The sequence below is a fragment of the Massilia scottii genome (genome assembly GCF_030846495.1).
GTDB lineage: Bacteria > Pseudomonadota > Gammaproteobacteria > Burkholderiales > Burkholderiaceae_D > Telluria_A > Telluria_A violaceinigra.
This window is the reverse complement of sequence record NZ_JAVCWM010000010.1, coordinates 225,830-248,851: the sequence shown is the minus strand read 5'-3', so window position 1 is coordinate 248,851 and position 23,022 is coordinate 225,830. Positions and strand designations below refer to the sequence as shown.

Here is a 23,022-nt window from a genome sequence, read left to right as displayed (position 1 = left end):
GTCCATGCTGCGCATGACCAATCTGAGCAAGGTATACCGCACCCACATGATCGAAACGCACGCGCTGCGCGGCTTCGAGATCGACGTGAAACAGGGCGAATTCGTCACCGTCACCGGCCCTTCCGGCTCCGGCAAGACCAGCTTCTTGAACATCGCCGGCCTGCTCGAAGAATTCACCGACGGCGAGTATGTGCTCGACGGCGTGAACGTGAAGGGCATGGACGACAACGCCCGCTCGCGCCTGCGCAACGAAAAGCTGGGCTTCATCTTCCAGGGTTTCAACCTGATTCCCGACCTGTCCCTGTTCGACAACGTGGACGTGCCGCTGCGCTACCGGGGCTTCAACGCCGCCGAACGCAAGGAGCGCATCGAGGACGCGCTGTCCAAGGTCGGCCTGGCCTCGCGCATGAAGCATTATCCGGCCGAACTGTCCGGCGGCCAGCAGCAGCGCGTGGCGATCGCGCGCGCCCTGGCCGGCTCGCCCAAGCTGCTGCTGGCCGATGAACCGACCGGCAACCTCGACACCCAGATGGCGCGCGGCGTGATGGAACTGCTCGAAGAAATCAACGCCCAGGGCACCACCATCCTGATGGTCACCCATGACCCGGAACTGGCGGTGCGTTCGCAGCGCAACGTGCACATCATCGACGGCCAGGTGTCGGACCTGGTGCGCAAGCCGTCCACCCTGGCCGGGGCCCGGGTATCCGGCCAGGTCGCATAAGGAGCATCCATGTTTTCGTACTATTTTCTGCTGGGCGTACGCAGCCTGCGCCGCAACCCGGCGCTCACCGCGCTGATGGTGCTCACCCTGGCCATCGGCGTGGCGGCCAGCGTATCGACCCTGACCATCCTGCACGTCATGTCGAGCAATCCGATTCCGCACAAGAGCGAGCGCCTGTTCGTGCCGAAAATCGACAACGGCGAACTGGAAGGCTTCAACCCGCAGGACCTGGACCACGAGGATCCGCAATCGACCTACATGGACGCGATGAACTTTCTCAGGGATGGGCATGGCGAACGCCGCACGGTACTGTACGGCGTGGCCGCCCCGCTCGAGCCGGAACGCAAGGACATGCCGGTGATGTCGGTCACCGGCATGGCCCTGACGCGCGACTTTTTCGCGATGATGGACGTGCCCTTCCTGTACGGGCACGCCTGGAGCGACGCCGACGAGCGTGGCGGCGCCGATGTGGTGGTCCTGAGCCAGGCACTGGCCGAAAAGCTGTTCGGCGCGGTCAACCCCGTCGGCAAGCGCATCCGCCTGATGGATGCGCAATTCCAGGTGGTCGGCGTGCGCAAGCCGTGGCTGCCGGTACCGAAGTTCTATAAGCTGATCGGCGGCGGCGCCTTCAGCCGGGAAGACGAGATCATGATCCCGTTCGCCACCGCGATCCGGCATGAAGCCAACCCGGAAGGCAGCATCAGCTGCCAGGGGCGCACCGATCCGGGCTGGCAGGGCTTTCTCAAGTCGGAGTGCACCTGGCTGCAGGTCTTCTTCGAGACCAAAACCGGCGCCGGACGCGCAGAACTGCAGGATTATCTGAACAACTACGCCGACGCCCAGCGCAAGCTGGGACGCCTGAAGCGCAAGCAGCCCAATGAGCTGTTCGACGTCATGCAGTGGCTGGAATACCGCAAGGTGGTGGGCAACGACAACCGCCTTGCGGCCTGGCTGGCGTTCGGCTTCCTGCTGCTTTGCCTGGTCAACACCATCGGCCTGCTGCTGGCCAAATTTTCGGTGCGTTCCTCCGAGGTCGGCATCCGGCGTGCGCTGGGCGCCTCGCGCAAGGAGATTTTCCGCCAGTTCCTGACCGAGACCGCAGTGGTCGGCCTGGCCGGCGGCCTGCTCGGACTGGCGCTGGCATTCGGTGCGCTCGCCTTGATCCGCATGCAATCGGAGCAATTGCGGATCGTCGCCAACATGGACTGGCAGATGCTCGGCGCGACCTTCGTGCTGTCGCTGGGCGCGGCCATCCTGGCCGGCCTGCTGCCGACCTGGCGCGCCTGCCAGGTCACGCCGGCCATTCAACTCAAATCGCAGTAAGGTCATAAATATGGAAATCCATCCCATCCTCTCTGCGCTATTGCGCAGCAAAACCGGCGCCATCCTGGTGGCGCTGCAAGTGGCGATCAGCCTCGCCATCCTCACCAACGCACTGCACATCGTCAATGTGCGCCAGGCCGTGGCGGCGCGCCCGAGCGGCATCGCCGCGGAGAGCGATGTGTTTCACATCAAAATGCGCCACCTGGTCGAGGGCAGCCACCAGGAGCAGCTGGCGCGCCAGCAGGCCGAAACGCAAGCCCTGCGCGCCGTCGGCGGCGTGGCATCGGCGGCGTTTGCCAGCCAGGCCCCGATTTCGCGCTCCGGCTGGACCACCAGCGTGACGGCATCGCGCGCCCCCGGCACCGAAACGTCGCCCGGCTCGATGTACTATTCGAGCGATTCGCTGGTCGCTACCTGGGGCCTGCAACTGGTCGAGGGGCGCGACCTGAAACCGGAAGAACTGGTCGAGATCGACGGCAATACCTCTCCCGAAACGCTGTTTCCCAAATCGGTGCTGGTCACCAGGGCGCTGGCCGCCAAGCTGTGGCCGGGCGCTGGGCAGGTGCTCGGCAAGACGCTCTACTTCGGCAACGCCCCTGACGCCAACGCCGCCACCGTGGTCGGCGTCGTGGCGACGCTGCAGTCGCAGAACGCGGAACTGGGCGAGCGCGGCGAGTTTGCGCTCATCGTGCCGATACGCAGGACGTTCAGCACCGTCATGTACACAGTGCGCGCCGAAGCGGGGCAGCTGGACCGGGTCATGAAGGAGGCCGAAGCGGCGCTGCGCGCCAGCACCCGGGGCCGCGCGATCATCACCATGCAGACCGTCAGCAAGGACCGCAAGGAGCGCTACCGCGCCGACGTGGCGCTGTCGTGGATGCTGATCGGGGTCAGCGTGCTGCTGCTGCTCATCACCGCCAGCGGCATCGTCGGCATGGCCAGCCTGTGGGTCACGCAGCGCCGCAAGCAGATCGGCGTGCGCCGCGCGCTCGGGGCGCGCCGCGCCGACATCCTGCGCTACTTCATCACCGAGAACTTCATGATCACCAGCGTGGGCGTGCTGTGCGGCGTGCTGGCGTCGGTGGCGCTGAACCAGCTGCTGGTCAGCCAGCTCGAGATGGCCAGGCTGCCAATCGCGTACCTTGCGGTGGGCGCCGGCGTGTTCTGGGCGCTGGGCATCTGCGCGGTGTATGGACCGGCGTTTCGCGCCGCCTCCATTTCGCCGGCCACGGCCACCCGCAGTGCCTGACAAGGTGCGTTCCGATGGTATGCTAGCGGCCATGCCTACTGTATTGATCATCGACGACAACGCCGCCGTCGCCATCGCCCTCGATGTCCTGTTTTCGCTGCACGACATCGGAGCGCTGCGCGCCACCTCACCCGAAGAAGGCCTGGCCATCCTGGACGCCACCTGCGTGGACCTGGTCATCCAGGACATGAACTTTTCGGCCGACACCACCTCGGGCGAGGAAGGCACGGCCTTGTTCCGCGAAATCCGCAAGCGCCACCCCGACCTGCCGGTGATCCTGCTGACCGCCTGGACCCATCTGGATGCGGCGGTCGACCTGGTCAAGTCGGGCGCGGCCGACTATCTGTCCAAGCCGTGGAACGACAACCGCCTGATCGCGACGGTGACGAACCTGATCGAACTGGGACAGGCCAACCGCTCCTTGCAGCAGCGCGTGCAGCACGACCGGCGCGCCAGGCGCGACCTGGAGCAGGGTTTCGATTTGCGCGGCATGGTATGGCAGGACGCAGCCACGGAACGCATCCTGCACCTGGCCTGCCAGGTGGCGCGGGCCGACGTGCCGGTGCTGATCAGCGGCCCCAATGGCACCGGCAAGGAGCGCATCGCCGAGATCATCCAGGCCAATTCGCTGGTGGCGGACGGGCCGTTCGTGGTGCTCAATTGCGGCGCCCTGCCGGCCGAACTGATCGAGGCCGAACTGTTCGGCGCCGAAGCGGGCGCCTACACCGGCGCCTCGCGCGCACGCGAAGGCAAGTTCGAGGCGGCCGACGGCGGCACCCTGTTTTTGGATGAAATCGGCAACCTGCCGCTGGCCGGCCAGATGAAGCTCTTGCGCGTGCTCGAAACGGGGCGCTTCGAGCGCCTCGGGTCGAACCGCGAACGGCAGGTGAAGGTGCGCGTGATCAGCGCCACCAACGCCGACCTGGGCGCGATGATCCGCGCCGGCACCTTCCGCGAAGACCTGTTCTACCGCCTGAACGTGATCGAACTGCGCCTGCCTGCGCTGGCGGCGCGGCCGGCCGACATCTTGCCGCTGGCGGCCGCTTTTCTCGCGCGCGGCAAGAGCCTGCATAACTGCGCCCAGGCCGCGCTGCTGGCGCACGCCTGGCCGGGCAATGTGCGCGAACTCAAAAACGTGATGGCGCGCGCCAGCCTGCTGGCGGGCGGCGACATCATCAAGGCCACCGACCTTGGCCTGCCGCTGACGCCCACGGTTGCCGCCAGCACCGAGGTGGAGCCGGACCGCGACGCCATCGTCGGTGCCATGACGCGCGCCAACGGCGTGGTGGCGCAGGCGGCGGCCGACCTGGGACTGTCGCGCCAGGCGCTGTACCGGCGCATGGAGCGCCTCGGGATCGCACGCTAGCGATGCTTATGCATACCCCGCTGCGCCTGTCCCTGGTCACCCGCTGGACCGCCCTGGTCGGCACCCTGCTGGCACTGGGCATCCTCATCGCGCTCGGGCTGGACCACCTGCTGCCGGGGCGTGCGCTACTGGTGCTGGCCCTGTCGCTGACATGCGTTCTGCCGATCGCGGTCATTACCATGCGCGCCCAGATCGCCCCGATCCTGTCGCTGTTTCGCGCGCTCGAAGGCACCGTCACCAGCTACAAGGATGGCGACTTTTCGTTCAGCCTGCACTGGCCCCAGAACGATGAACTGGCCGACCTGGTGGCTGCCCACAACGCGCTCGGCAATGTGCTGCGCGAACAGCGCCTGGCACTGGTGCAGCGCGAACTGCTGCTCGATACCATGGTCCAGAACACACCGGTGGCGATGCTGCTCGTGGGTGACGGTGCTGGTGGCGCCGGAGCGATCGTGTACGCCAACCTGGCGGCGCGCCAGATGCTGGGCGACGGCCGCAAACTCGAAGGCCATCGCCTCTCCGAGATCCTCAGCCAGGCCTCGCCCGCGCTGGTGGAAGCGCTGGCGCGCGGCGGCGACGGCCTGTTCACGGCCGGCGACGGCGAGGACGAAGAGGTGTATCACCTGGCGCGCCGCAGCTTCAGCCTCAATGGCCGCAAGCACGAACTGCTGCTGCTGCGCCAGCTGACCCACGAACTGCGGCGCCAGGAAGTGCAGACCTGGAAAAAAGTCATTCGCGTCATCAGCCACGAACTGAATAATTCGCTCGCGCCCCTGACCTCCCTGGCCCATTCCGGTGCGGAGCTGGTGCGGCGCGGCCAGACCGAACGCCTGCCGCAGATCCTTGAAACGATCGAAGAGCGCACGCGTCACCTGGAGAGCTTCATCCTCGGCTACGCGCGCTTCGCCAAGCTGCCGTCGCCGCGCATCGAAGAATGCCCTTGGCCGGGTTTCGTCAGCCAGCTGGCGTCGCAGGTCGGCCTGACGGTAGCCGGCACGCTGCCCCCTGAACCGGCCAGGTTCGACCCGGCCCAGATGGAACAGGCTTTGCTCAACCTGCTCAAGAACGCCCACGAATCGGGTTCGCCGGCCGCCGACGTGACCCTGCAGGTGCGCCTGGCGCCGGGCATGCTGCGCATCGAGGTGATGGACCGCGGCCAGGGCATGAACGACGCCGTGCTGACCAATGCGCTGGTGCCGTTCTACTCGACCAAGCGCAGTGGCACCGGCCTGGGACTGGCGCTGGCGCGCGAAATCGCCGAAGCGCACGGCGGGCGCATCACGCTCGGCAACCGCGACGGCGGCGGCCTGACGGTGACCCTGATCCTGCCGGCCTAAGCGGGCGCAATGGTAAGATCTGGTTCCATTTTCTACCCCTCCAGCGATGTCCGACACCCCTGCTTCCTCCCGTTTCGACGCGCCCGGCCACCCGCCGGCCACCATCACCGAATTCAAGGGCGTGCGCTTCCTGCACCTGGGCACCTCGTGGGTGCAGGGCGCCATGCGCCTGGCCAAGCCGGACAACATCGAGCTTGAATACGTGCAGATGATGATGATGTGGATGCTCTTCCTCGACAATCCGAAGCACATCGTCCAGCTGGGCCTGGGCAGCGCGGCGCTGACCAAGTTCAGCTACCAGCGCTTTCCGGCGGCGCGCGTGACGGTGGCCGAACTCAATCCCAACGTGATCGACATCTGCCACGCGCATTTCGGCCTGCCGCCGAACGACGCGCGCCTCGACGTGCGCCAGATGGATGCGATGGATTTCGTGCTCGACGCGGCCAACCACGGCACGGTCGACGTGCTGCAGGTGGACCTGTACGACGAGGACGCGCGCGGGCCCGTGCTCGACTCGCCCGAGTTCTACCAGGCCTGCATGGATTGCCTGGCCGACGACGGCATCATGACCACCAATGTATTCGGCGACTTTTCGAACTACGACAAGAATTTGCAGAACATGGAGCTGGTGTTCGACGCCGTGGTGTGGCTGCCCGAAGTGCATGACGCGAACATCGTCGTGCTGGCGTTCAAGCGCGCGCCGTCGATCGATTTTTCGGTCTTGTACGAACGCGCGGGCGCCATCAAGAAGAGCATGAACCTGCCCGCCAAGAACTGGGTCGCCGGGTTGAAAGGATGGATGCAGGACCAGCAGGAATAAGCATATAACGGCAGCGTATAAGTGACTCGCGCGCGCGGTGTACGTAGTCGAGATTACAGCGTTTTATGAATTGAAGCACGCAATATTGCTGCCATTGCACGGATTTACAACACTCTGTCATGACTCGTTGCACGTGTCAAAACTCGTCAGGTAGTATCGTTTCACATTGGCTGGCCCCACGAGGGTGTGTCCAGTGAATTCCCTAAAAATGAAAAGAAACGAGACATCTACATGACGAATTACCCAGGCAGCCCTCACCTCAAACGCACCTTGCTCGCATCGGCCCTCCTGCTCGCGTTGAACAGCACCTACGCGCAGCAGGGCACTGCCCCCGCCGCCCGCAGTGGCGAGGACACCCCCGCTTCCGTCGTGATCCTCGGTTCGCGTTCGACCGCCAAGACCTCGCTCGACACCGCCGCGCCGGTCGGCCTGATCAACATCAAAGACATGCAGACCGCAGGCCCGCTGGAACTGGGCAAGCTGCTGCAAACGCTGGACCCGTCGTTCAACTTCTCGTCGACGTTCATCAGCGACGGCACCGACATCATCCGCCCTGCGACCCTGCGCGGTCTCGGTCCCGACCAGCTGCTGGTGCTCGTGAACGGCAAGCGCCGCCACCAGCAGGCGCTGGTCAATGTGCAGCAAACCGTCGGACGCGGCTCGGCCGGTACCGACATCAACGCCATTCCGCTGTCGGCCATCCACCACATCGAAGTGCTGCGCGATGGCGCGGCGGCCCAATACGGCTCCGACGCGATCGCCGGCGTGATCAACATCGTCCTCAAGACCCAGACCAAAGAAACGCAATTGAGCAGCAGCGTCGGCACCACGTCCGAAGGCGACGGCGACCTGATCTCCGGCAGCGCCAACAAGGGCTTCAAACTGGGTGAAAACGGTTACCTGAACCTGTCGGTCGAAGGCCGCCGCCGCAACGAAACCAACCGCGCCGGCCCGGACACCCTGCGGGTCGACCCGCCGCGCGTGACCCAGCGCATCGGCGACAGCCTGGCGAAAGACGCCTACCTGTGGTGGAACGCGGCGCTGCCGATCGACGACAGCAGCGAAATCTACTCCTTCGGCGGCATCTCCAAGCGCACCGGCGACTCGGCGGGCTTTTTCCGCTCGCCGGGCGACGGCCGCACCGTGCCTGCCGTGTACCCGAACGGCTACCTGCCAAACATCCTGACGACGGTGAAAGACGTCTCGTTCGCGGTCGGCTACAAGCGCGAGCTGGCCAACGACTGGAAGTTCGACGTGAGCGTGAACCACGGCCGCAGCGAACTCGGTTTCCATGAACGTAACTCGATCAACGTCAGCTACTGGTACGAGCCGAAACCGGGTGGCGGCATCTATGCCGAATCGCCGCTGGAAGCCGATACCGGCAAGCTGAAATTCAACCAGACCACCTTCAACGCCGACATCCGCGGCCCGATCAAGTTTGGCGACCGCACCGTGCAGCTGGCGACCGGCTTCGAGTACCGCAGCGACAACTACGCCATCGAAGCGGGCGACCCGGTCTCGTACCAGTACGGCCGCACCAACAACCCGGCGATCAAGATCTTCGACCAGGTCGGCGGCATCGCGGCCTCCGGCGCGCAAGGCTTCCCTGGCTACACCCCGGGCACCGAAGTTGACCAGGGCCGTCACAACATCGCCCTGTATCTCGATGCGGAACACAACATCACCGAGAAGCTGCTGGTCGCAGCCGCGATGCGTTTTGAAAAGTACTCTGACTTCGGCAACACCACCACCGGCAAATTGAGCATGCGCTACGATCCGTCGCGCCAGTTCGGCATGCGCGGCAGCGTGTCCACCGGTTTCCGCGCACCGAGCGTGCAGCAGAAGTTCTACAGCTCCGTGTCGACCAACCTCAATTCGGCCGGCGTGCTGACCGAAACGCTGACCGCGCGCGAAGGCAGCCCGGTCACGCGTGCCTTCGGCATCTCCCCGCTCAAGGAAGAGACCTCGAAGAGCGCCAGCATCGGCATGATCGTGCGCCCGATGCCCAACTTTTCGGTGACCGCCGACTTGTACCGCATCGACATCGACGACCGCATCGTCTTCTCGAGCAATATCGCACCGGAATCCGGCGCCTGCGTGCCGGCATCCAAGTGCCCGATCAAGTCGATCCTCGATCCGCTCAAGGTCGGCCAGGCCCAGTTCTTCACCAATGCGATCGACACCACCACGGATGGCCTGGACATGGTGGCCGAGCACACCACCAAGTGGAGCGGCTCGACCCTGGTGCTGTCCGGCCAGATGAGCTTCAGCAAGACCGAAGTCAAGGCCCGCAAATCGCAGTCGCCGGTGCTGACCGGCGCCCAGTTGTTCGACGACGCGCAAGTAACCCTGATCGAACGCGGCCAGCCGCGCAAGAAGCACGTGCTCGCGGCCGACTACACCACCGGCCCATGGAACGTGAACACCCGCGCCAACTACTACGGCGCCGTGCAGGGCCAGGGCTTTACCGCCCCATACATCCAGACCTGGGAAGCGAAGTGGCTGGTCGACATGTCGCTGCGCTATGCCTTCACCAAGAAGATCAGCGCATCGATCGGTGTAAACAACCTGTTCGACACCTACCCGACCGAGTGGGACAAGACCAAGGCCGCACCGTTCCCGCAACTGGGCTTCACCCACTGCTGGGAAACCTGCCCGATCGGCATCAACGGCCGCCAGATGTACGCGAAGCTTGACTGGGCTTTCTAAGCTTTTCTACCTCGCATGACAAGGCCACGCCGGCGACGGCGTGGCCTTTTTTCATTCACTGTCTATGCCGGCACGTGAATGCGCGCCTTGATGTGCTTGAGGTTGACGATGATCGTGAAGGTCATCACGACGAGCAAGGACCACGAGCTCCACTTCCCGACATGCACCATCGACCACGCGCCCAGCTGGTTGGGGTACCTCCAGATGCCGAAAAATGTACTGATGTTTTCGGCCAGCCAGATGAAAAAGCCGATCAGCACAAAGGCCAGCAGCAAAGGCATGCGGCGCTCCACGTCGAGCGGGCGCATGATGACGGTCGACCTGGCATACAGCCCGAGCGCGCACGCCGCCACATACCAGCGATAGTCGCCGATGTAGTGGTGCGTGAAAAAATTGACGTAGATGAGGAGCGCGATCACCACACCCATCCAGTGCGGCGGATGATGCACGACCCGCAAATCGAACAGACGCCATGCCTGGATGATGTAGCTGCCGACGGCCGCATACATGAATCCCACAAAGAGCGGCACGCCGAACAGCTTCGTGTACGCAAAGTCCGGGTAGGACCATGACTGGATGCTGCCCGAGGTCTTGAACACTTCCAGCGCAAAGCCGATCAGGTGAAACAAGGTGATCGCCATGAGTTCATCGCGCGTCTCCAGCCTTGCCCACATCATCCAGCCCTGGATGGCAAGAGCGACGACCAGCAGCAGGTCGTAACGCGGGATGCCCCACAGGCCCGCGCGCGGCACCAAAAACACCGCCGCAAAGAACAGGCCCACGAACAGGCAGGCGCGCGCCTCCTTCATGCCGAAGTAGAGAAATTCCACGCCAAGGCGCGACAGGCCGGTGAGCCCGGGCCGGGGATGAAATGCCAGCAGATGCGCATCGACCGCGCTTGGGCGCAACGAAAACAGCCGGGACAGAATGTGGGCGGCCATGCGGATGAAAACTCCAGGGTGACGGCGTGAAGACGGGATGATCAAGTTGGCAACGGCATCATACCCGAAGCCGGTCGCCGCGCCGGCCCCAGCGCGGTGCAGGCAGCAACACTCCCCTTGTCTGGCTGTTCCGGGTTGTGTCGCTGCCCCTCATTGTCGGCCGACAATAGGGAGATTGCCGCGAACCCTTATCTGCATGCTCCAGCCCTCGCCGAGCCTTTCTGCCGCCCATATTCAAGGGCCTCCGCCCAACTGCAGACAGGGACGGACTCAGTCCACCGAAGCGAGCCGTTCGTAATGCATATCGGGAAAAACTGTATGTTGCCGCCTCCCGAGCACGAAAGATCGGACTTGGAACGCCAGGTCGACACGCCCTCGCGTTTGAGAACGAGCGCCCCACTGTCTTCCAGATAGAGGTGCACATCGTCGGTGAAGGTTGGGCCCCAGGTGCCTGTGCTCCAGACCGCAAGCGCCGGTGTCACCGCCGTGTCGTACACAACAAAATTGCCATCTGGCTGCACGACTGCGAATTTCCCGTTATACGCATACGTCGCCCATACCGGCTTCATGTCGGCTTTGCGATAGACGACCAGGTTGCCGTCGCCCGCTTGCAGCGTCAACACATATTTTTTGTTTGGCGAATAAAGTTCGTCGCCGGGCAGCAAGCCGGCCTTGGCCGGCAAGTTGATCCAATATTCCGTTGCCAATGTGCTCAGCGGTACCACAGCCAACGTGCAGAACACGGCCGCCCTGATTGACGATTTCATCATTTTTCACTCCCGAAACGGCCCGATGGCCGCAGTGGTTTGGTCGAACTTGCTGGAACAAGCCATACCATCATCGGGGCGTCGCGGCATCGGGGCAACGATGGATGCGAGGCAATCCATGTGAGCTGAATCAGCGCGATTCCAGTTATCGTGGAACCGTGAATTCTGGAACTGAAAGTGCGTTCAGACGGGCGGGAGCCTGCGTGGCAGAAACTGATGAAATCCAAAGGCGGACAAGGTCAACTTGTCGAACGACGACGAGCGGGCTGGGTGAAAAACGTCCGGGGTTCCGGCAATTTAGCATGCCAAGACTGGCCAGGGCGCAGGCCGAGTGGAAGCTCGCAGGACAAAAATCCGGCCAATCTCCGTCCTCAGGTTCCTGTTTCATTTAACCAACTGTATGCCGCGCAGACTCATAGCGCCGCTCGCGCCACCACAGCAGCAGCATCGCCGCCGCGAACAGCAGCGCAAACGGCCACGCCGGCACCGGCACCGTGCCCGTTTGCGCCGGTGCCGGCGTGCGCGCAGCATAACGCGCGGTGGCTTCGCGGCGCTGCGCCTTTTGCCACAGGGGCCAGTCGGCCTTGTCGTACACATACAGCTTGCCGGCCTGCGGCTTCGCGCCGCCGGCGTGCATCGCCAGCCAGCCGGCCTTGCGCGGCCATACTGCCACGCAGGAGGCGTCGGCCTTGTCCGGCCGGCGCTGCCAGGCGAGCGTCTGTTTCAGTTCGGGGAAGGTGACGTCGCCCTGCACGCCGAGCGCGCACACTTCCAGCCGCCGGCCGGGCAGCGGCATCTCCTGCGGGTCGAGCCAGGCCACGTCCTGCGCCCGCTCGATGCCGGCGCGGTCGAGCACCCCCTGCCACCACAGGCCGAGCGCCTGCGGCTCGCTGATCGCGTAGCGGTGCCAGTCGGCGACGCCAAGCCAGACGATGCGGCCCTTTTCCCACGGCCGCGTCCAGATCCTGTCGCCCGCCACGCTCCACGGGCCCGAGGCCGCCACCGGATTGAGCGGCGCCGACGCCAGCGCCAGCGGCGTGCCGGAAGGCCGGGCGTCGGCCTGTTCCCGCAATTCCAGCCGCACGGCGCGTGCCCACACCTGCTTGTCCTGCGCGTTCGCCGCCAGGATCACCAGCGGCATGCCCGCCGCCACCTGGGCCAGCAAGGCTGCCCGTGCCCCGTCGCCCAGATGCTCGATGTGCGCGGCGTCGGCCACCAGCAGATTGGGCTGCGTAAGGCCCGCCGCCGGGCTTTCGCCGCGGGTGACGGTCTTGCCCAGGGTGACCTGCCAGTCCAGCGCCGCATGGCTGTTGACCAGCAAATCGTTGAGCGCGCGCGCATCGAACGACGGCGCGCCGAAGCGCCCCAACACCTGCAGCGGCACCGGCGCCGATACCGAAAACGGCACCGGGCCGTGCGCCATCACCTTGCCGCTGCCATCGAGCATGCGCGCACTGAGTACCAGCGTTTCGGCCACCGGTGGCAGCCACTGCACGGTCAGCGCCGCGCCGTCGCCGGCGACATCGGCGATCACCTGCTTGTTCTCGGCCAGCAGCTGCAGGCGCCAGCTGGCCGCCTGGCTGCGGCGCACGGTCAGCGCGAACATGCGCCCGAGGGTCAGTTCGCGCGGAAAATCCAGGTGCAGTACCTCGCTGGTGGGCGTCTCCCACAACAGGGGCCGCGCCGGCAGGTCGTGCCATTGCGCGGCGCTCAGGCCATCGCCAATGAGCCTCACCGCCGCCGCCTCGTTCAGGTCGATGGCCTCGGCCTCGGAATCGATCGACAGCGTGGCGGCCACCCCGGCCGGCATCGGGAAGTCGCCGACGATCACGCCCAGCGCCGCCGCGGCCACCACGATCAGCAGCGCGTCGATCCACTGGCGCCGCCACAAGTACACCGCGGCGCTGCCGATGCCCATCAAAAAAATCAGGCCGGCAGCGATCATCGGGGAACTCCGTTGCGCAGGGCGCGGGTAAATGGGGTTTGCGGGACAGCCCTGGCCTGCAACAGCACCGGCGCCTGGGTAATGGCGCCGCGCAGCCAGGCGCGCAGCACCGGACGGCACGCGGCGCAGCCGTCTGCCACGTCCTGCACGGCGCGCTGCGCTTCGAGGCGCTGTTCTTCGTTGGCGATGCGCTCGCGAATCCATGCGTGCGCGTCGCGGCTCCACAGGGCCGGCAAGGCGCCGTCGCCATCGAGCGCTTCGATCAGGCGCCGCACGCCGTCGGGAATCGGCACGGCCGGAGCGCCCTGTTCGCGGCGGTAGCTCTTGGCGCCGACGATATCGCCGGTCATGCGGATGTCTTCCTTGAGCGCGGGCGGCACAAAGGCGGTCTTGTGCAGGTAGATGCGGTCGGCCTGCTGCAGCTGCTTGATCGCATCGAGCGCCTTGTGTTCGGGCGGCAGTGCAGTTTTCGGGGCGATCGCGCGCAGGGCTTTTTCGGCGTCCCACATGGCGCTCAGGGCGCGCCGCAGGATTTTCTTGGTCGACTCGTCGAACAGGGTCGCGTTTTCGGCCTGGTCGTGCATGTGGCCGAACTCGGCGACCACGTCATGCTTCTCGTCCTCGTCGTGATGCTCCTCGCCGCCGAACAGGGTCGACTCCTCGCCGAGGAACTGGCCGTAACGGCGCCGCAACTGGGCCTGGTCGTCGGCAATGGCTTCGCTGCGCGAGCGCACGGTGGCCGGGTTCATGCCGGGCGTCGCTTTCAGGTCGGCCAGCAGCTGCTCGGTGTCGATGATGATCTGGCGCTGGCTGCGCAGGTTCTCGGGTTTGACCAGCATCGGCTGCGCCGACGATTCGTCGCTCTCTTCCACCGGTCCGGGCAGGCGCAGGGTGTAGGTGGGCGAGACGGTCGTGTGCGCTCGCTCGGCATTGTCGGTCGCGCGCACAAAGAAATACAGTTCGTCCCCTGGCTCCATGCCCAGTTCCGCCAGCGTCCATTGCTTGTTCCAGGTACGCGTGCGCGGGTCGCTCGACTCGGGCAGCGGCAGTTCGCGGTCGCTGAAGCGGATGTTCTCGCCGCTGCCGCGCGCCAGTGTCAGGTGCAGGGTGGCACGGCGGACCTGGTAATCGTCGCGCACCGCCAGCGTGATGGTGGCGCTGGCAGCCTCGCGCGCGAGCGTGTGGATCATCTCGCGCGGCGCGGACATGCTGACCTCGGGCGGCTGGTCGGGAATTACGCGCAGGTTGTAGCGCGCACCGCGCCAGCGCCAGAACACCGACTCCGTCGCATTCCAGCGCGCGCATGCGCGGCCTATTTTGAGCGACTGGCCGTCGCTCAGTTCAATGGGCGTATCCACCGGTTGTGGAGCGCGCAGACACCATTCGACGACACTGTGCTCCGGCACCTGCAGTTCGCGCGGCGCACCAACGGACATGGCCACGCCCGTGTATTTGGGCGGCGTCACGCGCACGGTGATCTCGCTGGTCTGCTTCGCAATCAGGGCTTTGACTTCGTGCGGCGTGGGCGGCAAGGCCTGCACCTGGCGCCATGCGAACAGGGCCAGTGCCGCGCACACGCTTAACGCGAACCAGCGCGCATCGAAGCGCACCCGCTCCCTGGCAATCGCCGCCAGCACGTCGTCGGTGAGTACGGTGGCGATGCGCGCCAGCAGGCGCCGGCGCTGGAGCTGGCCGATGGCGCTGGTGGCTCCCGCCAGCAGCGCGCTGCTGTCTTCCAGCGCGGGCACGGTGGCATCGATCCAGCCGCTCCAGTGGCGCCGCACGCGCGCGCGCAGGCGCCGGCAATCCCATACCGCCCACGCGCTACAGAGCACGATGCCGGGGAACGACAGCAGCAGCACCCATGGCAGGATTACCGCGATCCACAGCGGCGCGCGCCGGCGCGTGGCGGCGAACTGCAACTGGTCGATGATGTCAGCGTCGGCTTGCATGGGCCAGTATCCGTTCCACCGCAAACAAGCCAAGCAGGATCAGCGTGAGCAGGTAGCGCAAGGCGCCGCTGGATTGAGATGGCGTGGCCGACGCCGTCGGCGCGATCGATTGCGACGGCATGGTGTAGGGCACGGGTGCGTAATGCAGGCGCTGCCAGCTCTCGAACAAGCGGCGCGCGGCCTGCGGGCCTGCCGGCGGCCATGCATTCGATGCCCAGACGCGCCCGCGCGCGCTGTCGGCATAACGGATGCCGTCGGCCTGCGCGGCCTTTTTCAGTTCCGGAAAAGACGATTCGTCGCCGGCCCACCAGAGCGGCGCGCGCAGGCTTGCGGGCGGCGCTTGCGGCACGTCCCAGACCACCAGTTCGGCGGCGCCGTCCGGCGCGTCGTCCACCTTGTAGCGGCGCGGTCCGTCAAGCGCGGCGAACATGGTGCGCCATTGCGCGGCGCGCTTGCTGACGACGACGACGCGCTGTTCGGTGCTTGCGAACGCCGCCGCCTTGCTGCGCACCTCGACCCGGTGGCGCGAGCGTGGCAGCATGGCGGGCATGGGCACGTTGCCGAGTACCAGCAGGCGCGCATCGGGGCGCCATTCGCGGTCATGGCGCGCCAGCCAGGCGAAGGGATCGCCGCTGGGCACCGCGACCCAGCTGGCATCGTACAAGCCGGCCTGCTTGATCTGGCGCTCGGCCCAGACGCTGTCGGTACCGGCCGCTATCAGCACCGCGTCGCGGCGCCACGGCAGCACCAGGTCGGCCAGCCAGGCAACCACGGCGACGATCAGCAGGCAGCGTGCGAGCAGCAGCAATCGCTCGGTCCAGCGCCACACGCGCAGTTGCTGTGGATCGGCACGCGGCAGGAAGCGCGCCGTGGCCAGCAGCTCCTGGCGGATGCGCTGGCGCCGCTGGCGGTGCCACAGCACCGGCAGTGCCAGCAAGCCCAGTCCGAGCCACCAGAGGGTGTTCATGCGCGTCCGCCCTGGCGCAGCCACGCGCGCAGCACGGCGGGCAGCGGCTGCTCGATGCACGCGGCCAGCGCCGGGATATCGTTACTGCGGCATTGCGCCAGCATGCGGGCGAAGTGCTCGTCGCGGTTCTTGCGGTACACGCCGACCGTATCGGGCGCGAAGCGGAAAACGCCATCGGGGTTTTCGGGATCGCGGTACGTGGTTTCGGGCGGAAAGCTGGCGTCGCACTCGGCCCGCGTCTGCAGGCAAAGCAGGCGCACGTCGTGGCGCATGCGGCGCAGGCGCAGCAGGGCTTCGGCCTGGCCGGAAGGCCAGTCGAGAAAATCGCTGGCGGCGAACACCAGGCCCGGCGCGCGCACGAACGGCATGCTGGCGCGCAGGGTCTCGCTGTTCGGGAGGGTGCCGCCGGCCTGAGTGCGCTGCAATTGGGCCAGCACGCGCTGCATCTGGCGCGGCCCGCGCGCGGCGGGTGTGAACTGCACGCGCTCCCCGCTGCAGATGACCAGGCCGAAGGCGTCGCCCTGGCGCTGGGCGACGGCGGCGATGCAGGCCAGGATGGTGCGCGCGTACCAGAGCTTGTCGAGCCCCGACACACCGCTGCGGCTCGGTTCGGCCATCGATGCGGTGGCGTCGAGCCAGAGCCAGACGGCGACGTGGCTGTCGCGCTCCGCCTCGCGCACGTAGTAACGGTCGGCACGCGCGAGCAGCTTCCAGTCGACGCGGCGCCATTCGTCGCCCGGCGCGTAGGCACGGTATTCGGAAAATTCGACGCCCGCACCGCGCTCGCGGCCCGCATGGATGCCGTGACCGAGCCCCGCCAGCACATGGCGGATGATCAGGTTCAGGTCATTGGTGTGCGCGAGCAGCGCGGACGTCGACAGCATGCGATGGCTAATCCTTGTCGGCCTTGATCTCGGCGCGCAGGGCGAGCAGGATGTCGGCGATGGCCACGCCGTCGGCTTCGGCCTCGAAGTTGCGCAGCACGCGGTGCGCCAGCACCGGCAACAGCATCGCGCCGATGTCGTCGCGCGTGACGGCCAGGCGGTTGTGCATCAGCGCGCGCGCCTTGGCGGCCAGCACCAGCGCCTGCCCGGCGCGTGGGCCGGCGCCCCAGCCGACATGCTTGATGACGGCGGAAACATGCGTGTCCTGCGGGCGCGTGGCGCGCACCAGGCGCGTGGCATAGCGCAGCAGATGCTCGCCGATTTCGATGTCGCGCACCAGCTTTTGCAGGCGCAGCAAACTGTCCACGTCCATCACCCGCGGTGCGTCGGCAAGCCCCGCGTGGGTGGTGCGCGAGACCATCATCATCTCTTCATCTTCGGTAGGGTAGCCGACGTCGATGCGCAGCAAGAAGCGGTCGAGCTGCGCTTCCGGCAGCGGATAGGTGCCGGCCTGCTCGATCGGGTTCTGGGTCGCGAGGACAAAGAACGGCTTTTCCAGGCGGTGGGTAACGCCGGCAAAGGTGACCGCACGCTCCTGCATCGCTTCGAGCAGCGCGGACTGGGTCTTGGGCGGCGCGCGGTTGATCTCGTCGGCCAGCAGCACCTGGGTGAACACGGGACCAGGCTGGAAGCGAAACACGCGCTGGCGGGTGGCCTGGTTCTCTTCGAGGATTTCGGTGCCGATGATATCGGACGGCATCAGGTCGGGCGTGAATTGCACGCGCTGGAATTTAAGGTCGGTGGCCTGCGCCAGCGACTTGACCAGCAAGGTCTTGCCCAGCCCGGGCACGCCCTCGACCAGCGCGTGGCCGCCGGCCAGCAGGCAGATGATCAGCGACTCGATCACACTCTCCTGGCCGATGATCACGCTCGACATGCTCGCCTTGAGCGCGCCGATCTTGGCCGTCAGATCGGCGATTTCTTTCTCTTCCCAGGCTACTGACACTGTCACGCTCCCAAAGCATACTGAATGATATTGACCGCAAAGCGGGTGTTGTCGACGACCAGCCAGCGCTTGTTGCGGAAGTCGTAATCCCACTCGCAGCCGTAGTCCTTGTTCGAATACAGCACCCGCACGCGCCCGTTGATTTCGATCGCCTTGAGGTAATCGTGTACCAGGTCGTCGCCCCAGCCATTGAGTTCGTTGCCCGTGTTGGGCGGACCGTCGAACTGGAAGAAGCTCGAATACACCGGGTGATTGTTGGGGATTTTTCTCAACGCCTTGGGGCCGAAGATGCGCGCCAGTTCTGCCTCGAACGACTTGGCAAACAGGCCGTCGATATCGTGGTTGCAGTCGTCGACGAACACAAAGCCGCCGCCGCGCACGTAGCGCTCGAAGTTCTTGCGCTCGGCGGGCGTGAATTGCACCAGCTTGTGCCCGGCCAGGTAGCAGAAGGGCGACTCGAGCATCTTGGCATCGGCCAGCGCGATCACCCGTTCCACCGGATCGACGCGCAGGGTGGTGTACTCCACCAGCGAATTGAGCACGTTGCTGGGCATGCGGATGTCCACGTCCCAGTCGCCCGACTCGTACATCAGGCGCGTGAAGTAGAAATCGTAGCTGCGCATCGCCCGGTCCCGCCTTACACCGCGTCCGACAGCGACGTGAAGTTGAAGTCGCGGATCTTCATCGGCGGGATCATCATCTGGAAGTTCATGCCGTCGCCGCCGAGAATCTGCGGCTTGCCCAGTTCATCGAGGTTGTTGAGCATTGAAACCGGGCTTTCGTTGAAGCGGAAGTTCTTGACCGGATGCTTGATCTTGCCGTTTTCGACGTAGAAGGTGCCGTCGCGCGTCAGGCCCGTGAGCAGCAGCGATTGCGGATCGACGTCGCGGATGTACCAGGTGCGGGTGACGACGATGCCCTTCCTGGTCGAGGCAATCAACTCGTCGAGCGACTTGCTACCGCCCGACATGATCATGTTGCCGTGACGGCCGCGCGCCTTCATCTTTTGCTTGTTGGCCCAGAACAGGGAATAGTCGAGCGAGACGATCTTGCCATTCTTGATGATGTCGGTGCGTTCGCGCGGCAGCATCGATTCGGTGTCCCATGGGCGCACCGGAACGTCCTTGTTCCACGGGTCGGCCCACACGTTGACCTGTTCGTCGAACAGCTTTTCGCCGAGGCGGTTACCGCCGCCTTTTTTCGACAGGAAGCTGCGGCCTTCGTCGGCGCGGCGCGCATCGAACGCGCCGAACATGCGCCCGACCAGGTCCGACGTGGCGGCAGGCTCCAGGATCACCGTGTAACGGCCCGGCTCCAGCGCCTTGGCGTCGACCGAGCGCAGCGCCTTTTCGATGGCCACGGCCGAAGCTTCGCGCGCATCGAAATTGCGCACGTCATTGGCCGAACGGGTCACCCAGCCGGAACCGCGGCCATCTTCCGTGCGCGCGGTACAGGTGAAGCTGACGTTGGTGAATTCGTGGTGGCCAAACACGCCGTTCGAATTGGCGATGGTCTCGAAACCGGTGTTATCGACGAAGAAGCCGGCCGTCACCAGCTTGTTCTTGCGCCCCGCGAGGATGCTGTGCGACGCCACTTCGGCGCGGAACTCAGGGTCGATGGCGGCGGTCTCGCGGGCAAACGCGTTCGAGGCCTTGTACTCCTGCTTGCCGATCGCCGCCATGAATTCCGGATTCTCGGGCGCCAGGCGGGCCACGTCTTCGGCGCGGCGCACGGCTTTTTCGAGCGACTTGTCGTCGAACTCATTGATCGAAGCGGTGCCCTGGCGCTTGCCGAAGGCGACGCTGACGGTCAGCTGCATGTTTTCGTTCAGGCCCGCCGTCGACACGCTGTTCTGCGCGTAGCGGATATTGCCGGTGCGGGTGCCGTTGAGCACCACGCGGCATTCATCGGCCTTGGAAAACCCGAGCACGCGGTCGCAGATGCGTTTTGCTTCTTCCTGGTTCAGCTGTTTCATGCTGCTCTTTCTCCTTAGCCGATCTTGCGGGCGGTGTTGATGACGTTGATGCCGTTGAAACGGGTGGTGCTAGATCCGTGCGAGACCGCGCTGACCTGGCTGGGCTGGCCTTTGCCGTCGAAGAACGAGCCGCCCATGCGCCAGTCGCGCTGGTCGCAGATGGCGCTGCAGGCGTTCCAGAATTCCTGGGTATTCGACTGGTAGGCCACGTCTTCCAGGGGGCCGGTGATCTTGCCGTTCTTGATCTCGAAGTACAGCTGGCCGCCGAACTGGAAGTTGTAGCGCTGCTGGTCGATCGAGTACGAGCCGCGCCCGAGGATGTAGATGCCCTTCTTGACGTCCTTGATCATCTCGTCGGGCGTGAGGCGTTCCTTGCCGGCGGCGAGCGAAATGTTCGGCATGCGCTGGAATTGCACGCTGTTCCAGCTGTCGGCATACGAGCAGCCGTGCGACTCCTTCTCGCCGATGATGTGGGCCTGGTCGCGCGTGGCCTGGTAGTTCACCAGCACGCCGTCCTTGATGATGTCCCAGCGCTTGGCCGGCACGCCTTCATCGTCGTAGCCCACTGCACCGAGCGAACCCGGTTCGTTTTTGTCGGCGATGAAGTTGACCCGGTCGGCGCCGAACTTGAATTTTTTGGTCTGCCATTTATCGAGCGTGGCGAAGCTGGTGCCGGCGTAATTGGCTTCGTAGCCCAGCACGCGGTCCAGTTCCGTTGGATGGCCGACCGACTCGTGGATGGTCAGGAACAGGTGTTCCGGCGAGAGCACCAGGTCGTACTTGCCCGGCTCGACCGTCTTGGCGCCGAGTTTTTCGCGCGCCTGGCGGCCGGCGGCGCGCGCGTCTTCCACGATATCGTAGGACCTGGTGTAGAGCGTGGCGACGCCGCCGGCGGCCTTGATCTTGTCGGCCGGGCGGGCGTCGAAGTATTCGTAGCCCATGCCGGCCGGTGCGGCCAGGCTGTCGCGCGTGCGGAACCTGTTGCTGGCCTTGTCGACGGCGGTGGCGGTCAGCGGCGCCCACAGGCGGTGGATGTCCTGGTCGATGTAGGAGCCGTCGGTGGAGGCGAAGTACTTTTGCTGGTTGACCTGGAACAGGGTCGAGGTCATGAAGCTGGCGCCCGAGTCCAGGCCCGCCTTGTTGGCCGCGATCAGCATATCGGCCTTGTCCTTGATGGGCACCGTGCGCCAGTCTCGCGTAAACGGTGTGGCCCATGCCACTTCGCCCACGCCCTTGACCGGCGCCATGCGCAGCGGCTCGCTTTGCAGCTTGCTGTTGGCACGCGCGATGGCGACCGCCTGGCGCGCGGCGGCGGCGATGCTATCTACCGACATGTCGTTGGTCGAAGCGAAGCCGTAGGCGCCGTTGGCGATCACGCGCACGCCCACGCCGGACGATTCGGTATTGACGATGTTTTCCACGCTCAGGTCGCGCGTGGTGATGAACTGGTTCAGGTAGCGGCCGATGCGTACATCGCAGTAGCTCGCGCCGGCCTTGGTGGCGGCGTTCATCGCAGCGTCGGCCAGCGACTTTTTGAACGCGATCGCGACCGGGTTCATTAATTCTTCGGCCGCGATGGCGTTGCCGAAGATGGGCACCATGATCGCGCCGGCGGCGCCGCTGCTGATTCTGAGGAAGGTACGTCGTTCCACTGTTTACTCCTGCTTGCTGCATGCCTCCGCGCAGGACCAGCGCCCGCGCGAAAGCCACAATTACACTGCGTCCGACAAGGACGTAAAGTTAAAATCCCTGACCTTCATCGGCGGAATCAGCATCGAATACGGCACCTCGTCGCCCGCGATCACCTGCGGTTTGCCGATCGCCTCGATATTGTTCAACATCGTCACCGGGCTTTCGTTGAAGCGGAAGTTCTTGATCGGATACTTGATCTTGCCGTTCTCGATGTAGAACGTGCCGTCGCGCGTCAAACCGGTCAGCAGCACCGACTGCGGGTCCACCTCGCGGATGTACCAGGTGCGCGTGACCAGCACGCCCTTCCTGGTACTGGCGATCAGTTCCGCGGTCGATTTGCTGGTCCCGCCCATGATCATATTCCCGGGCGCGCCAATGGCGCGCACGCCTTTCTTGTTCGCCCAGAACAGCGAATAATCGAGCGCCGATACCTTGCCATCCTTGATCAGGTTCATGCGCTCGCGCGCCAGCATGTTGCCCGCATCCCAGGGCATGACCGGCACATCCTTGTCCCACGGGTCCGACCAGATATTAACCTGCGCATCGAACAGCTTGTCGCCCAGGCGCGTGCCGCCGCCCTTCTTCGACAAAAAGCTGCGGCCCTCGTCGGCCTGGCGCGCGTCGAAACCACCGAGCATGAAGCCGATCAGGTCCGACGTTGCGGCCGGCTCCAGGATGACCGTGTAACGGCCCGGCTCGAGCGCCTTGGCGTCGACCGAACGCAGGGCTTTTTCGATCGCCACGTCGGATGCTTCGCGCGCATCGAAGCGCGCCACGTCGGTGGCGGAACGCTTGACCCAGCCCGATCCGCGCCCGTCTTCGGTACGCACGGTGCAGGTGAAGTCGATGTTGGTCTCTTCCTGGTGTCCGAACACGCCGTTCGAATTGGCGATGGTCTGGAACGAGTGGCTGTCGGTGAAGAAGCCGGCGCATACCAGCTTGTTCTTGCGGCTTGCCTCGATGCTGTAGGCCGCGGCCTGGGCGCGGAATTCGGGATCGATGGCGGCGGTGGCGCGGCTGAACGTCTCCGACGCCTTGTACGCCTGCTTCGAGACGGCCGGCATGAACTCCGGGTTTTCCGGCGCCAGGCGCGCCAGGTCCTCGGCACGGCGCACGACTTTTTCGAGCGACTTATCGTCGAATTCATTGATGCTGGCGGTGCCCTGGCGTTTGCCGTACGCGACCTGCACCACCAGCGAGGCGTCGTCCACCAGCCCCGCGGTCGAGACGTTGTTGCGCGCATAGCGGATGTTACCGGTGCGCCCGCCGGAAACGCGGACGGTGCATTCATCCGCCTTGGTCAGCGACATGACGCGCTCGACGATACGCTTGCTTTCTTCTTGAGTCAGAACTTTCATATGCGGTTCC

The 23,022-nt window shown here is 65.2% G+C and carries 18 protein-coding genes; 7 read left to right on the top strand and 11 right to left on the bottom strand.

Going from position 1 to position 23,022, the window contains the following annotated elements:
- Nucleotides 1-4 precede the first annotated feature (4 nt).
- The 7 genes from RBA41_RS16570 (at nucleotide 5) to RBA41_RS16540 (ending at nucleotide 9,525) form a co-directional block, all read left to right on the top strand.
- On the top strand, nucleotides 5-721 hold the full coding sequence (locus RBA41_RS16570; RefSeq protein ID WP_306625206.1) for an ABC transporter ATP-binding protein: 717 nt from the start codon (nucleotides 5-7) through the stop codon (nucleotides 719-721).
- 9 nt (nucleotides 722-730) lie between these two features.
- On the top strand, nucleotides 731-2,044 hold the full coding sequence (locus RBA41_RS16565; RefSeq protein WP_306625204.1) for an ABC transporter permease: 1,314 nt from the start codon (nucleotides 731-733) through the stop codon (nucleotides 2,042-2,044).
- A 10-nt stretch (nucleotides 2,045-2,054) separates the two neighbouring features.
- A complete protein-coding gene (locus RBA41_RS16560; protein ID WP_306625203.1) occupies nucleotides 2,055-3,293 on the top strand; it encodes an ABC transporter permease in 1,239 nt (412 codons plus the stop codon).
- A gap of 31 nt (nucleotides 3,294-3,324) precedes the next feature.
- Nucleotides 3,325-4,659 carry a sigma-54-dependent transcriptional regulator gene (locus RBA41_RS16555; protein WP_306625201.1) on the top strand — a complete coding sequence of 445 codons (1,335 nt, stop codon included), beginning with the start codon at nucleotides 3,325-3,327 and terminating at the stop codon, nucleotides 4,657-4,659.
- Nucleotides 4,660-4,667: 8 nt separating this feature from the next.
- A complete protein-coding gene (locus RBA41_RS16550) occupies nucleotides 4,668-5,996 on the top strand; it encodes a sensor histidine kinase (RefSeq protein WP_306625200.1) in 1,329 nt (442 codons plus the stop codon).
- 46 nt (nucleotides 5,997-6,042) lie between these two features.
- Complete coding sequence (locus tag RBA41_RS16545) at nucleotides 6,043-6,816, top strand: spermine/spermidine synthase domain-containing protein (RefSeq protein WP_306625198.1); 774 nt, start codon at nucleotides 6,043-6,045, stop codon at nucleotides 6,814-6,816.
- A gap of 231 nt (nucleotides 6,817-7,047) precedes the next feature.
- Nucleotides 7,048-9,525: a TonB-dependent receptor plug domain-containing protein gene (locus tag RBA41_RS16540; RefSeq protein WP_306625196.1), complete on the top strand. Its 2,478-nt coding sequence runs from the start codon at nucleotides 7,048-7,050 to the stop codon at nucleotides 9,523-9,525.
- Nucleotides 9,526-9,587: 62 nt separating this feature from the next.
- On the opposite strand, the gene RBA41_RS16535 is transcribed toward RBA41_RS16540, so the two are convergent.
- The 11 genes from RBA41_RS16535 to RBA41_RS16485 form a co-directional block, all read right to left on the bottom strand.
- A complete protein-coding gene (locus RBA41_RS16535) occupies nucleotides 9,588-10,466 on the bottom strand; it encodes a DUF817 domain-containing protein (RefSeq protein WP_306625194.1) in 879 nt (292 codons plus the stop codon).
- 188 nt (nucleotides 10,467-10,654) lie between these two features.
- The gene (locus RBA41_RS16530) at nucleotides 10,655-11,236 is read right to left on the bottom strand and encodes a hypothetical protein (RefSeq protein ID WP_306625193.1); all 582 of its coding nucleotides are present in this window, start codon (nucleotides 11,234-11,236) and stop codon (nucleotides 10,655-10,657) included.
- A 385-nt stretch (nucleotides 11,237-11,621) separates the two neighbouring features.
- On the bottom strand, nucleotides 11,622-13,178 hold the full coding sequence (locus RBA41_RS16525) for a hypothetical protein (RefSeq protein WP_306625191.1): 1,557 nt from the start codon (nucleotides 13,176-13,178) through the stop codon (nucleotides 11,622-11,624).
- Entirely contained in the window at nucleotides 13,175-15,130 is a 1,956-nt protein-coding gene (locus RBA41_RS16520; protein WP_306625189.1) for a DUF4175 family protein, read from the bottom strand. Before RBA41_RS16520 ends, RBA41_RS16525 begins: the two co-directional genes overlap by 4 nt.
- Nucleotides 15,114-16,097: a BatA domain-containing protein gene (locus tag RBA41_RS16515; RefSeq protein WP_306625188.1), complete on the bottom strand. Its 984-nt coding sequence runs from the start codon at nucleotides 16,095-16,097 to the stop codon at nucleotides 15,114-15,116. Before RBA41_RS16515 ends, RBA41_RS16520 begins: the two co-directional genes overlap by 17 nt.
- Nucleotides 16,094-16,981: a DUF58 domain-containing protein gene (locus RBA41_RS16510; protein WP_306625186.1), complete on the bottom strand. Its 888-nt coding sequence runs from the start codon at nucleotides 16,979-16,981 to the stop codon at nucleotides 16,094-16,096. Before RBA41_RS16510 ends, RBA41_RS16515 begins: the two co-directional genes overlap by 4 nt.
- A gap of 7 nt (nucleotides 16,982-16,988) precedes the next feature.
- Entirely contained in the window at nucleotides 16,989-17,987 is a 999-nt protein-coding gene (locus RBA41_RS16505) for an AAA family ATPase (protein WP_374709560.1), read from the bottom strand.
- A gap of 2 nt (nucleotides 17,988-17,989) precedes the next feature.
- On the bottom strand, nucleotides 17,990-18,610 hold the full coding sequence (locus RBA41_RS16500) for a DUF4159 domain-containing protein (protein ID WP_306625182.1): 621 nt from the start codon (nucleotides 18,608-18,610) through the stop codon (nucleotides 17,990-17,992).
- A 14-nt stretch (nucleotides 18,611-18,624) separates the two neighbouring features.
- The gene (locus RBA41_RS16495) at nucleotides 18,625-19,962 is read right to left on the bottom strand and encodes a TldD/PmbA family protein (protein ID WP_306625181.1); all 1,338 of its coding nucleotides are present in this window, start codon (nucleotides 19,960-19,962) and stop codon (nucleotides 18,625-18,627) included.
- Nucleotides 19,963-19,976: 14 nt separating this feature from the next.
- Complete coding sequence (locus RBA41_RS16490) at nucleotides 19,977-21,614, bottom strand: TldD/PmbA family protein (RefSeq protein WP_306625180.1); 1,638 nt, start codon at nucleotides 21,612-21,614, stop codon at nucleotides 19,977-19,979.
- A gap of 60 nt (nucleotides 21,615-21,674) precedes the next feature.
- On the bottom strand, nucleotides 21,675-23,012 hold the full coding sequence (locus RBA41_RS16485) for a TldD/PmbA family protein (protein WP_306625179.1): 1,338 nt from the start codon (nucleotides 23,010-23,012) through the stop codon (nucleotides 21,675-21,677).
- Between the last annotated feature and the right edge of the window lie 10 nt (nucleotides 23,013-23,022).